Genomic DNA, 13,630 nt, shown 5'->3' with positions numbered 1-13,630 from the left:
ATTAATCTGGAACCGAGGACACCAATCGAAATTGTTGAAGCCGTCGGAAGAAGTTCCAGCAGCGAAGCAAGCATTCCGGAACGCATGCTTAGCCAACCTTAACGAACCTTACCTTCCAGGTCAGAACTCGCAAGGTTTCCGCCGTTTTCGTCCATCTGAGGAACAGTAAATTTCTTTGAGTAAAAGAGGTCAAACTGAACGTGGCTTTCAACGAATCCGTACTGTAGTTAACAACCATCTACTGCGTAAAAACATAGACAAATATATTTACCCCTAACTGTGTATAGAAAACATGGGCGTAATCGCTGATCTCTTGGCTGTAGTGATATTGAAAAACACGCCAATCCCCTCCTGCTTCCTGCACCCAACTGGCCATTCCTTCATTCTGCGTGTAGATGATGTCCGTGCGCCCATCCTCGCGGGTCACCTCAAAGGGTTCCCCCGAAGCATAGGCTTCAGACAAGCGATCCGACAAGCCTTCCGCGCTTTCACGTATTCGAAATCCTATACTTCGAGTCCATCTTCCTACTTCGTTTCGGCCCCAACCCATCGCGATAATTGGCATGGCCAAGACTGCCAGACGGCCTTCCACCTCCAATCCCATCGCCGAGTAGCTTCCCTGAGGCCATTTTTCGTTGACCACGAATTCCCTCACGGTATCCGGCAGGACGCTGCTATCGGGCAAACCAACATGGAAAGAACGAAATAGGCCATGCGATCGAGGCAAGGGTCGAAAACTCGTTTCTGAAACGATCTCCTTGAAGAGCTCCGCCAGGTTGGGCCGCACACGCCACTCTGCAAAGCTCTGCCCTTGAGCCCGAGAAGTTTGGTTTCCCAAAAACGACGCACTAATTCCCGCATCGATAAAAATGAATCCACCTCGCTCGATATATCGCTTCAACGCTTGCTTTTCGCTTTCGGTCAGTTGCCAGTCCTGTCGATCTCCATAATTAACATAGATGAATGGATGCTTAAAGATCGCTGGATCATCGAAAGACTCGATCACCAGGGGATCGGGATCCACGTTTAAGGTCGTTTGGGTGGAAACACTTTCAATCAATCCCGTCAGAGCTTCTGGATACATTCTTCTCAACTGGTTTCCCTGAATCAATTGCACAATGCGAATCGACTCTTGCCCGGAAGAAGTTTCCGCCACTGCAATTCCGCCAAACTCGAAAATTGAAAGGCAGTAAATCGATAAATGAAGTAGCCAAATCCTAGGACTCATTTTGGCACCTTTAATTGACTGTTTATAAATACGGACAAGGGAGTCGCGGCGCCCTCATCTTTCACGTAATCCTCTAGCAACGCCCGGCCGGGTTCCCCCATCAATTGCAGGATATTTTGAACGGCCCGTTTTTGAATGACCACGCTCTCATCTCCCAAGGTCATCTCCAGCATCTTCTCGAAGCCGTCCAGCCGCAACAGGGAGTACATCGTCAGCGCCTCAGCCCGCACATCGATCTCGTCATCCAATAGCAAGTCGAATAACAACTCACCTGCCTCTTCGCGGGGCAACCCGGTCGCTAAACGAACCAGAGCTAGACGCACATCCTTGAATTCGCTCTCCAACCAAACTCCCCAATCGGGAGACGGAACCTTATCCCGATAGCGTCGATAATACGAGACCGCCTGGGAACGGACATTCGATGAGGGATCCTCCAATAGAGCGACGGATTTGTCTCGATGGGACTCGACTAATCCGAGTTGAAAGAAGTGACGCACCGCCGCTACCCGCACCGCCTCATCCGGACTTTCGAGGAACTGCAGCAAAAAACGATCCCGCTCTTCCGTTTCCGTCAACCGCTCGACTAGCTGAACCAATCGCTCGCTTTGGTTCGCATTCAATTCCCCCCTATTAAATCGTTCCACGAGAGCCTTGTATAACTGCAAATGCGGCGCGTTGTTGAAGAGCTGCAGCTCCGCTGCAGTCGCTACTTCAGGATCTGAATCCTGAGTCAGATTTTCCAACAACTGGATCGGTTTCAACGCACTTCGCGGATGTAGTTCCCGGATCAGGCTTAAGCGGAGAATTGGACTTTCATCGTCCGCAACGACTGCCGCCTTCTCCACAAACAATGGAAATTCAAGATGGCGTGCCGCCAATGGCAAAACCAATGAACGCACCTCTAAATCCTCGTCCTGGAGCAGTCGCACGAAAATCTCCTGCGGAATATTGATCCCCAAATAATTGTATCTGCTGATCATGTTTCGACGCACGACCACATCCGTATCCAAGAAAGCATTTACTATTTTCAGCTGAATAGGGATGGGTAGCATTAGCGATTGCCCCACTAACCCTCGGTTGACCAATATTGATTGCCGGTTCAATATCTGCGACCGGGTTCCTGCCAGCCTACCAATCGAAGTGCTCACCGATCGCCGAATATCCACCTCCGTATCGTCCAGAGCATGCATCACCGCTTCAACCTCAGTCACTGAATCAAAGGACCTCCGCTCCAGCACTGATACAACCGCTGCAAAACGCACCGCACCATCCATGTCGCTCAAGGCTCCTAAAACCCCATTCTTAGCTTCGGTGGCCTCGTACTTCCCCAGCAACATGACTGCCCCTTTTCGTATCTCAGGATTTCCCGACTGCAAATCGACTAGCGCGCGATCGATCGTAGCTTGCTGTTGACTCTGGTCGGTCCTTATGGGTTGGCTGGATACGATTTGCCCCATAAGAGGGAGGAGAAGCTCTCCGCCCAAACAAAACAAAACCCCTACTAGAATCGAAAATCTCATTTCAAACCAATTCGCCTCCGATAAAACCACTCGTATCCCAATATCCCTAAGAACAAGAGAATAAAAAGAAAATGTCGCGTCCAATAATGGTAGCGTTGCAACATCGGCACACTGCTAGACAAAGATAGTTCCTCGATGGCGTCTACCTCAGTGTAGTGGTAATACACGCCACCCGTTATACGAGCCAAGTCCTTCAATTCGCTTTCCCGAAAACGCAAATCGGAGTTTTCTGCCCCGATATACGCCCCCCCAAAGAAAGCGGAACGATCGATCTGTTCGCCCCCCTCGTATTCAACGGAGTAGTTCACTCGATATTGACCCGGTAGCGAAAGCCCGACAGATCCGCGGTATTGTCCGGGTTCTCTACTATCTGGCATCAGCAATTGCTCCGGCGTGGATGTTCCGTCTGGCCCCGTCAATACCGCCCGCACCACAGCGGAATCCGACAATTGATATTCGTTATTCCGCACCATTATATTCAAATTCAGCGGTTCGCTCAAATCCTGTAGACTTCCTTCCAACGGCACTTCCAAACGCGGTTTGCCTCCCGTGCCGAGCCAAGCGAGTAGATGCTGCCAATAAAGCCGATACTGCTCTCCTCCTCGGTCACTATCCATCTTCCACCGCCAAGACTGATCGCTTCCCATGTACACCACTCGCCCCGCTCCATAAGCCTGGGCCGCAACAATGGGTAGGGTCGAAGCGCGTGCCTGCAAAACAGGTCGGGCTCCTTTCGAAAGCTTCGAGGCGAAGGGTACTCGCATCTGCTCTTCCAAAAAAGGGCTAGGAGCGCTTAAAAGAACTCCTCCCGCTAAACCCTGAAACGCCGGCTCTTGCTGCACCTCCAAACCCTGTCGACTCTTACTGAATAGGGTATCCATTTCACGGATAGGAAGGATAGATCGCAGTTGATCGGGAACGTTATCCAAGCTGCCAATCACGACCAAACCACCCCCTCGTCGCATCAAAAATTCCTTTAGGCCCAAACTGACCGACTCCTTCAGTTCGCCAAACGCGCTGGCATCGACCAGCAAGACCGAATAGCGTAAGAGCGTATCCATTTCTTGAGGAAAATCAGGCTTCTCTGAATCAATTTCGTCTGCTTCAAATCCCCCTTGAAAGAACTTGCCCGGGCCCAGTTTGATTAAAGCACGAAAGGACAGTCCCGGATCTTCCTCGACAACACGCTTGAGGAATCGGTATTCCTGCGACATACGAGCCGAGAGATAGAGCACCTTCATGGTTTCCGGCTCCGCTACCGTAACCGCCGCATAATCTACATCCGTATTGGGGTTCAGATCTCCCGCTTGCCTTGCGTTAACCTTCACGCGTAGCAAATGCAGTCCCTGGCGGTTTGGAACGACCGTAAAGCCAACCTCCTTCTCCGATCCCCCGTCGATTTTAAAGGGCTTCTGATCTAAGACCTCATCGCCATCTAGCAGCACAATTTCATTCTCCACCTCAAAGTCGAACTCGTTGCTTACTAAAACTTGCAGCTCGAAGGGCTCGCCGAACACAGCCTCCTTAGGCGACTGGCTAAATTCGATTTTCAGATCCTTCCCCGCTGAGGGATCACCGACGCCGACGACCGAAATGGGTACCCCAGCACCGCGGTAGCGTTTTGCTACCTCGAAAACGGACTGCCCTTCCAGCGATATCCCATCGGAAAAAAGCACCACTCCACCAAGGCGGTTCGCGCCCGCAGAGTGATTCTGTAAAAGTTCGTCCAGGGAATCGCCAATCGCCGTTACCCCGGGTTTCAGCTCAAACGTATTTAGTCTTCCGGGAATGAGACCATCCGAATACCCGCGCTGAACAAGGTCATAGAGATCCGTGAGCCGATCGCCAAGCGATTCACCAGAATCTGCCGCCAGCATTTGCTCTACCGTAGAGACACGCGAAACATCGTCTTTCGTATCGGGTAAATGCATACTCGCCGAAAGATCAGCTAGGAGAGCCACTTGAAACCCGCCTCGATCGGGGTAGTTCTCTTCAATGGAAGGATTCCACGCGATTAGCCCGATCAAGCCGATCGCAAGAATACGCAGGGCCAACAAAACATATCGATCTCGCTCGGAGATAAATTTTCGCGTCTTCAAAGAAATCCATAGGACGACGATCAGCCCAACCGTCGCCGCAACTAGTATCCAGATAGCTGGTATATTCGTTTCGGATACCATCCCTATTGCTCTTCCGCGAGCTGCTTGAAATACTCTTCAACCAACGTTTTATACTTTTCCGGGGGGTGGGAGGACTGCTTGACGACTCGGGTTTTCCGAGAGACCCGATCCGCATTGATCAATCCCTGCAATACGCGCTCAGCTTCGTCCAAATATTTTGCTGCGCTGCCAACGCCCGCACCTGCCTCCTCTGCTCCACCCTCAGGGGCCAGCATCTCTCGGCCGAGCTTCGTGAGCGTCTCATTTCTCAACGCTTCCCCTGCTCGCTGAAGACGCCCGCCGATCCCTTCGAGAATTCCCTGCGACTCGGTCTGCTGCTCGCTTAAGCCCTCGGCATTCGAAGACCCCCTTCCATTGCCTTCGCCCCGGCCTTCTCGTTCACCCTCTCCTTGTGCTTCGGCCAATCCTTCGCCTTCACTCTGGGCCTCTCCTTCACCTTCAGCGCCTTCATCACTTTGACCTTCTCCATCGCCAGGGTTTCCCGCCTCCGCTAACTCCCGGCGCGCATCCTCGATTCGCTCCATCAAGTTGTTTATCTGCTCCTGAGTCATAGACGGCACCTTACCTGAAATATCTCCCATATCTCGGGCCAGCGCCCCCAGCTCATTCGCAGCGCTTTCCTGTTCCTTCGCTGCCCGATCAAATCGCTTGTACAACAAGGCATTTACCGCGCGCTTCATCTGACTATCGACACGAGACTTACGCGTTTTCTGGGCCAACTCCAGTAGCTCTTGGCTCAATTCGGAATAATAGTCCTCCAAATCCACGGCTGCCTTATCGAATTCCGAGAGCAGAGCTTTCAACTCCTCAGAAATCGCAATTTGCTCATCCCGCAGTGCTTCAGCGGATTCCCTGTCTCCTCCTCTCGCTTGTTGTTCACGACTCTCGGCCGCAGCGGTCGCCTCTCGGCTAGCCAAACTTTGGGCCGACTTTTGAAGGGAGCTCAAGGCACCTGAAGCCAATTGCTCCAAACCCGCACTCATTCGATCCGATGCGTTCAGCAAGGCTTGCTTAGCCCGATCTCCTGAGCGTTTCGATCTTCCTGGATCTCCGCTCCTCGCCCCGGCAGCAGCCGCATCCATCTCCTTCTCTGCCTGCTTCAAATCGGAGCGAACCGGCTGCTGTCCTTCGCTCTGTAATAGCTCGTGATCCAAACGAGCCACCTTCTTCTCAATCTCTTCCTGCAAATCCGACAACTCCCTCAGCTCTTCCCGACTGGAATCCAAGCGTTCCGCCCGTCGAAAACGCGTATTCATATTCGACTGTTCGTCCACCAGTCGATTGAGCTCTTCCAGGGCACGTTTCATCTCCGCTAAGGACATCGACCCCGAATCGCTCTCCGATTCGGATTCCCCTTCCTCGCTGTCTGACGGTTCGCCCGAATCTCCTTCTCCCTGCTCTCCTTCACTGGGCTGATCCTGCTTCAAAAGTTCTTCGGCTACCAAAATCCCCCGGTAGGCCTTATACTGATTAAACAGCGAATCTTCGAGATTCCCATCGTTCACCTCGCGCTCCGACGCGAGAACCCGTTCGAACGCCTCGCTAAGTACGGCAGACGCCTCCCTCACTCTCGGATCGTTCGCCCCTGCTTTCAGCTCTTCAAGGATGCCGACCCCCTCTTTTTGCAAGGCCGCGAGGCCCGCCCCGATCTCCTGCATGTTCAGCTCAAATTCGTCGCCCTCGAGAAACAGGCTTTCGTTACTGAGGCGGATCAATCGCTTCAACTCAACAATCACCGCCCGTAAATCGATTTCACTCTTCTCGAGCGGAGGCCCACCTTCCATCTCTTCGCTCTCCTCCGGCTCCTCATCTTCGCCGATCACCTCGATAAAAAGTAACTCCGTCCTCCCCATCTGGGGGACGGGCTCCTTATTGTCCCACACCGTCGCATAACAGGAAATCACATCCGATACCTCAACTTGAAGTTCATCAAGCGTCATCAAAATTTCATTACTAAGCTCACGAATCGATTGATCCCCTGCTTGCTTTTCATAAACGAGAACCGGCGGTTGCGGCTTTCCCGATACGGACACACGCAATTCAACTCGAGTAATCCGATAGTCGTCTCCCGAATACAGTTCAACTAAGACCGCATCCGATGCGGTTGCCTTCATATCCTCCTTCGGAAACACAATCTCCACAACCGGCACTTCATCAGGAATCGTTTCAATCTGATAAACCTCGGTAACGTTCTTTCGCCCCTCCTGGTTCGACATAGTGAATTGATAAGTTCCATCCTCCCTCGGAAAGACAACCACCTCGCCATCGACGGGGATCTCTTCTCCATTCCACTTTAGGTGAACCCTTAGGTCTGGTTCGAACTCGAGTTCAAAACGAACTCGACTCCCCTCTTCGACCAGCAAGTCCGACAAAACATCCCGGTGAGTCGACTCCGCCCCCGTGTAAGCGGGCGGCTCCACATCGATCGAAACACTTTCAATCACAGGGGGTTGGTAGGTATCGATTCGATACCATTCCGATTGCAGTGAAGAAGTCCTCACTTGATAGTCAATGGCGTCTGTCAAACCGTAAAAGATGAATTCCAGTTCTCCTTCGTTGTCCATAGACAGGCTGTAACGCTCTGTCTCATCCCCTGTTTTATATACGATATAGGCATCTTTTTCCCAACGGGCGACCTCGGCCGTAACCACCAAGTCCGCGCCAATGGGTAGTTCAATATTCCCTGGCGCTACCGCAACCCCACCCCGCAGCTCCCGAAAAAAGAAGCCTGCCTTTTGGGCTACTTCTGAATGAATTGCCGAGAAAAGAAGTCCTCCCCAGACTACGGTCAATATCCCCATCCAAACCGGATGTATCCGCTGGAATACGATTACCGAGAAGAACGGCATGGAGCGTGTGCGTTCCTCGGTTTTCGCGATCAGGCTCGATTCGAACGGCCCTTCTGGATCCGTCTTCCGCTCCAATATCTCCACCGAGCAGGTCAGCATTTCCATCAAGTCAGGAAACCGCACCTCGATAACGCGCGTCAAAGCCACTACCGATGGCCGACGACGCAGAATAATAACTATCCCCACGGCACAAAGACCGACTAATAAAATCGCCAGGCCGACCACCCCATAAAAAACGCTCTGCTCTTGTAAGGGTTGCAATGTATTGGCCCCCTCTAGAAGTAAAATCACCAAAGCGCCACTCCCCGAAACGATCAGGGCAAACCAGCCCACAACCGCAAGAAGCAGCAGAGAACGTTGGCGACGAAGCCGCTTATAAAATTCAGGCGTGGGCTTCATGAGAGGATCGAGAGTCGATGTATCCAGATAATATGGTTTCTATCAAATAAAGGAGCGTCGCCGCCATAACGAAATAAAGCCAAAGCGAACGGATATTCAGATCGAGCGCACTATCAGATTCCAACGTGGAAACGATCTTTGCATTTTGAAAAAGCTGAGCACGCAAATCGCTCAAAACCGCACGTTGCGAGACGGATTCCACCCGCGAAACATTCACCTCGAAAGGCGTGTTGTTCAACACAAACACGTTTGGCTCCACAGTGAGCAAATAGTACTCGGAATCGGACGGAGACGCGCCTTCCGGTAGGTACTCAGGCGACAGCAGGTCCCCGCATTTTAGCCGGATCGTTCCTTCCTTATCGCCCATCGCCCCCGCCAAGCTTTCCCGCAGCAAGGGCAAGAACGAAAAGCGAAGCGGCAGGTCACTCGAACGGGCATCCCAAGACCAAGCGCTCGTGAGCAAGGTCCCTTTTCCAACTCGCTCTCTCACGAATAGCGGATCGCCATCCTCGGATCGCAACAAGACTTCAGCCCCTTCCCCGGCTCGGAAGCGGGTGTATCTATTAATCCCCATCTGGTATAAATCCACAGCTGCTTCCTCATCGAAGAGTTTCCCCAAATCGGAATCTGGGTTTATCCAGCCAACATGATGAGGTACAACCCTTTCGGCCGTGCTTTTCGACCGCCCAACATAAGTCATTTCGCTCAGCCCTTGTTCACGCAGTTTCTGGTGCTGCTTCGCCGCCATCTTTCCGGGAGTGACAAAGGCCGTACCTCCCGCTTCCAGATAACGCTGAAGATCTTCCATCTGCTCCTCGCTAAAATAGGGAACACTGCCTGCCAGATAAAGTGCATCGACCTTCCCAATCAAGGCTCCGATATCCACCGAGACGTCCGACCCACTAACGAAATATTGATTCGCGCCCCCGAGTATCTCAACACTCAATGCCTTGGAAACGAAATCCGCCTCATCGAGTTTTTCGGGTTCCGCCTCAAACGGGATGACCACGAGCACATTGGTCGAGGGAGTCGGGCCCATCCAAAGCCTGTATTCATTATCCTTAAGATAAGCGTCCTCCGGCAAGAAAAGCCTTCCTTCCGTGCCACTCCCTTCTGCGACTTTAAAGGCTACCGGTTGGATCTGTCCGGGCGAGAATCGGGTTACTTCCTCCAATTCAGCCCCACGCACCTGCAAGCGAACCGGAATCTCCGCCGGCTCCGGACTGTCGTTCTTCACCCTCGCAACCAATCGTGTTCCCCCTTCGCGACTAGCGAAGGAATCGACCGATAAAATCGAAAAGTTCGGCTGATCGAAATTTCCTACCCCCACAAAGTCGATACGCGTGCCCGAGTCGATATCCGGCAACATATCCGATTGCCACGTGGAAAGCTGAAAATCCGATAGGACCACGATTCGTCGCCCTGGTGCTGATCCCAGCAATTCCAACGCTCTCTTGATTCCCAACCCGGGGACTCCTTCTGTCTGCTCGGGATACATCGTCAGAAGCGTGTTCTCAACGAGGGACCGATTAAGAGTCGGAGCCAATTCCGCCAGCACTCCCTTTCCAAACACAACTAGTCCCACCTCAGTGTCATCAGGAAACGCGGCCAATTGGGTTCGAAAGGTCGACATTGACTCTTCCCAACCTCCCCAACCAGAAAGACTGCTCGATGCATCGACCACGAAGATAACCGTCTCTTCAATCTCATTGCCCGCTTGCAGCCCTTCTGGTTCCGGCTCCCACCGAGGCCCTGCCAAGGCGATAATCACTGCCGCCAGAAACGCTAAACGCAGCAGCAGCAGTAAAAGATCGGTCAATGAACGGCGGTTCTTCTGCTGCAAAGTCGTACGCTTTATAAACCGGATACTGGAAAAGCGAAGTGGCACCGCCCTTTGGCGATTCACCAGATGAATCAATATGGGGATCGCAAGGCCTGCTAAGCCAAAAAGCAGCACTGGATTTAAAAAGCTCAACATGATCTAGTGCGACCCCGATGATCAAAGTATTTTGCCAGACTCACTCCCACTGAATCCGTGCTCACCAACTGAAGAAAATCCACTTGCGACTGGGCCAAGCCCTTTTTTAAACGCTCAAGGAATGTCCCCATTCGCTCCTCATAGTCCGCACGGGCCGTTTCCGGATAGGTCGTCACCTCCCCCTCCACCTCGCTATCCAGATAGCGCGTCACGCGATTCTGAGGAAGGTCCAATTCGTCCGAATCCAAAATCTGGATGGCCAGGCAATCACTCTTGTTTATTCGAAAATTTCTCAACAGTTTTGGAAGAACGTCCTCTCCCTCCAGCATGTCGGAGATATAGATCACCGTCCCGCGCGTTTTGAAATGGTGCAGAAACGACCGCAGCATCGACTCGTGCTGCGCCTCCCCTGATGGCCTCAAACGTATCATTGCCTGAAGGATACGATCGACCTGTCCCAAACGCCCTCCCGTTTCAACGCTTTCATGCAATTCATCACTATAAGCGAACAGCCCTACATTGTCCCCCTGCCGTGACGCCAACTGCGCGATACAAGCAGCGACGATACAAGCGTAGTGGAGTTTCGAGCACGCGGATCGACTTCCTTGATAATGCATCGACGCACTCGTATCCAGAACGAAGTAGCAATTCATATTGGTCTCTTCTTGATAGACCTTGGTATAGAGTTTATCCGACTTCGCCAGAACCTTCCAATCCAGGTACTTCAAGTCTTCCCCTTGAGAATAGTTCCGGTATTGCAGGAACTCCATGCCAGCTCCATGGGAGTGGCTATGGTGAATCCCCGCCATAAACCCGTCCACGGCCACCCGTGACATCAGCTGAAAATCTTTCAGCGACGCCAAGTAAGCGGGATCAAGCAAATCCTGTTGGGAAACCGTCATACAAATAAAACGAGCATCAAGGGAGGTTCTTCACGCTTTCACTAACTCCAGCAATTCTTCGATAATCTCTTTCGAGGTGGTTCCTTCGGCTACTGCATTAAAGCTCGGGATGATTCGATGACGCAGCACCGGTAATGCCAAAGCCTGAATATCTTCAATCGCCACTGTGTAGCGCCCTTCCAGCAAGGCCCGGGCTTTCGCCGCCAGTACCAACGCTTGGGACGCTCGCGAGCCCGCACCCCACTTGATCTTCTCCTTGGCCAAGGGACTGGTATCCGTTAATGTAGGGCGGGTCGCCGAAACCAGATCCACCGCGTAGTTTACCACCTCCATAGCCACGGGCACCTGCCGGGTCAGCTTCTGCAGCTCGATAATCTCCTCCCCAGAAAAAATCGCTTGGGGACGCTCACTTTTCAAGGAGGTAGTCGACGCGACCATACTGGCCTCGTCCTCCTTTGGCAGGTAATCCATATAAACATTCAAGAGAAAGCGGTCCAACTGTGCCTCCGGTAATGGATAGGTGCCCTCCAGCTCGATCGGATTCTGAGTCGCCAGAACAAAAAACGGGGGTGGCAGCGAGTGAGTTTCCCCGGCCGCCGTCAGTTGGCGTTCTTCCATCGCCTCCAGCAACGCCGCCTGAGTCTTAGGCGGCGTACGGTTAATTTCATCCGCCAGCACGATATTGGCAAAGATCGGACCCTCGACGAAACGAAACGTCCGCTTCCCCGTCGCCGGATTCTCGTCCACGATTTCCGAGCCGATGATATCCGCCGGCATCATATCCGGCGTAAACTGGATACGCTTAAAGGCCAGCGAGAACGTTTCCGCGATACTCCGCACTAGCAGCGTCTTTCCCAAACCGGGAACCCCCGTGAGCAGGCAATGCCCTCCGGTCAACAAGCCAATGACCATCTGCTCAAGCACCTCGTTCTGACCAATAATGATCTTATGCAATTCGGAAAAGATCTGCTCCCTCGCCGAATGAATCCGTTCAACGATCGCTTCTCCTTTTTCAATATTCGCTTGTTCTGACATATTTAGGGAACTGGTTTGCGTAGGTTTGTAATAATTATCGTTAGCTCTAATTGGTTTGATTTAGAACGATTGTTACTCGATAAGACAACGACCTACCATTTTGCCAATTTAGCAAGGTAGAGTTAGGAGCTGTCCCAAAAAGGCAACCCCTCTACCGATAGAATACAGGATTCTAGGTCGTAATTAGGAGGGTCCGAACCAAAGGCGTGTATGACAATTCCTCTAAAAACATCAGATACACACTCCATTTTTTGGCAACTATCCTTGAGAAGACCCCGCTGGAACGACGTCAACTAATACCCTCTACGAGACAAAATGAGCAAATGGCGGAGACCGAAAGGGACTTCAGCAAGGCGGCTTGTCGCCCGTTTCTGAAAACCTAGGCTACAATCGAAACTCATTGATCCAGTAAGGTGGCCATCAACCCTAGGGTCAAGAAAGGCCAAAGAAACCACGAATGGGGCATCTTTTGAGTCCAAACGAGAGGGAACGCAGGGACTAACCACCTAATATGCATACAATTTTAGGATACGTTTAAAGGATTCCCAGCCATAGAAATCGACCAACGGTACCGTTAAAGCCTTGCTGTCCTAAATAATCCACGGAGTTTATAACTTGATAACGCAAAACCAACTTCTGACCCTCCCCTCCGAATCAAATCGGAACAATTGAATTTCCTATCAACTACTGCTAAGAATTGAGGTTATTGGGATTTTAAAGGCTTTACCTCGATGCTGAATATTACTTATTAATATGTATATGTCTAAACTTACTCATCGACTAAAAAGGGCTTGGTATCGGCATACAATTCGTAATGTACCACAATTGAGCATTTCCCAGGAAAGGCTTAAAGAAGAGGGGTATTCTAGCCAATATGGGCAGGATAAATATATTAACGAAACATTCTTCAAGGGAAAACAAAACGGCGTATTTGTTGATATAGGTGCTAACGATGGGGTATCTTTGAGTAATACAGTCTTTTTTGAAAAAGTTCTTAAGTGGGATGGGCTTGCGATTGAACCACTACCTAGTGCTTTTGAGAAATTGCAAGCAAACCGCGAATGCACAGCTGTTAACGCTTGTGTAAATGATGTCGATGGTGAGGTGAATTTTATGGCAGTAGATGGTTACGCGGAGATGCTTAGTGGTATAATTGACCGCTATGATGATCGGCACATTGCTCGGATCAAGCGTGAGAACGAAAAGCATGGTGGCAGTGCTACTCAGATCACCGTTCCCGGTTATCGATTATCTACTTTGCTCAGAGATACTCCCTTTAAGGTAATCGATTATATGAATATTGATACGGAAGGAAGCGAGTTTGATATTCTACAGAGTATTGATTTTGAGACGATACGTATCGATTTTATTACTGTAGAAAATAATTATTATGATGGTCGGTTACGACGTTATTTGGATAAATGTGGCTACGATCTCGTCGCAAAAGTCGGGGATGAAATTTATTCTAGGCGCGAGAGCATGTGATTTTCACATAATCAAAATGTATTAGAAAAAATGAATTTAGCAGTACAACCCGAC

The 13,630-nt window shown here is 51.2% G+C and carries 8 protein-coding genes; 1 reads left to right on the top strand and 7 read right to left on the bottom strand.

Going from position 1 to position 13,630, the window contains the following annotated elements:
• Nucleotides 1-238: 238 nt before the first annotated feature.
• From GA004_RS04735 to GA004_RS04705, 7 genes are read right to left on the bottom strand one after another with little or no spacing between them, the layout of a single operon-like run.
• Entirely contained in the window at nucleotides 239-1,228 is a 990-nt protein-coding gene (locus tag GA004_RS04735; RefSeq protein ID WP_283396154.1) for a DUF4159 domain-containing protein, read from the bottom strand.
• Nucleotides 1,225-2,748 (bottom strand): HEAT repeat domain-containing protein, encoded by a 1,524-nt coding sequence (locus GA004_RS04730; protein ID WP_283396153.1) that lies wholly within the window; start codon nucleotides 2,746-2,748, stop codon nucleotides 1,225-1,227. The genes GA004_RS04735 and GA004_RS04730 overlap by 4 nt, the downstream gene beginning before the upstream one ends.
• A complete protein-coding gene (locus GA004_RS04725; RefSeq protein ID WP_283396152.1) occupies nucleotides 2,745-4,928 on the bottom strand; it encodes a hypothetical protein in 2,184 nt (727 codons plus the stop codon). The genes GA004_RS04730 and GA004_RS04725 overlap by 4 nt, the downstream gene beginning before the upstream one ends.
• A 2-nt stretch (nucleotides 4,929-4,930) precedes the next feature.
• A complete protein-coding gene (locus tag GA004_RS04720) occupies nucleotides 4,931-8,176 on the bottom strand; it encodes a coiled-coil domain-containing protein (RefSeq protein WP_283396151.1) in 3,246 nt (1,081 codons plus the stop codon).
• Nucleotides 8,160-10,154, bottom strand: coding sequence for a BatA domain-containing protein (locus GA004_RS04715; protein ID WP_283396150.1), 1,995 nt, complete (start codon nucleotides 10,152-10,154; stop codon nucleotides 8,160-8,162). The genes GA004_RS04720 and GA004_RS04715 overlap by 17 nt, the downstream gene beginning before the upstream one ends.
• Nucleotides 10,148-11,056: a DUF58 domain-containing protein gene (locus GA004_RS04710; RefSeq protein WP_283396149.1), complete on the bottom strand. Its 909-nt coding sequence runs from the start codon at nucleotides 11,054-11,056 to the stop codon at nucleotides 10,148-10,150. Before GA004_RS04710 ends, GA004_RS04715 begins: the two co-directional genes overlap by 7 nt.
• Nucleotides 11,057-11,086: 30 nt before the next feature.
• On the bottom strand, nucleotides 11,087-12,091 hold the full coding sequence (locus GA004_RS04705) for an AAA family ATPase (protein ID WP_283396148.1): 1,005 nt from the start codon (nucleotides 12,089-12,091) through the stop codon (nucleotides 11,087-11,089).
• Nucleotides 12,092-12,850: 759 nt separating this feature from the next.
• Between GA004_RS04705 and GA004_RS04700 the strand changes: the two genes are divergently transcribed.
• The gene (locus GA004_RS04700) at nucleotides 12,851-13,576 is read left to right on the top strand and encodes an FkbM family methyltransferase (RefSeq protein WP_283396147.1); all 726 of its coding nucleotides are present in this window, start codon (nucleotides 12,851-12,853) and stop codon (nucleotides 13,574-13,576) included.
• Nucleotides 13,577-13,630 lie beyond the last annotated feature (54 nt).

This window comes from Candidatus Pelagisphaera phototrophica, assembly GCF_014529625.1.
GTDB classification, from domain to species: Bacteria; Verrucomicrobiota; Verrucomicrobiia; order Opitutales; family Opitutaceae; genus Pelagisphaera; species Pelagisphaera phototrophica.
This window is presented reverse-complemented; position numbering and strand designations above follow the sequence as displayed.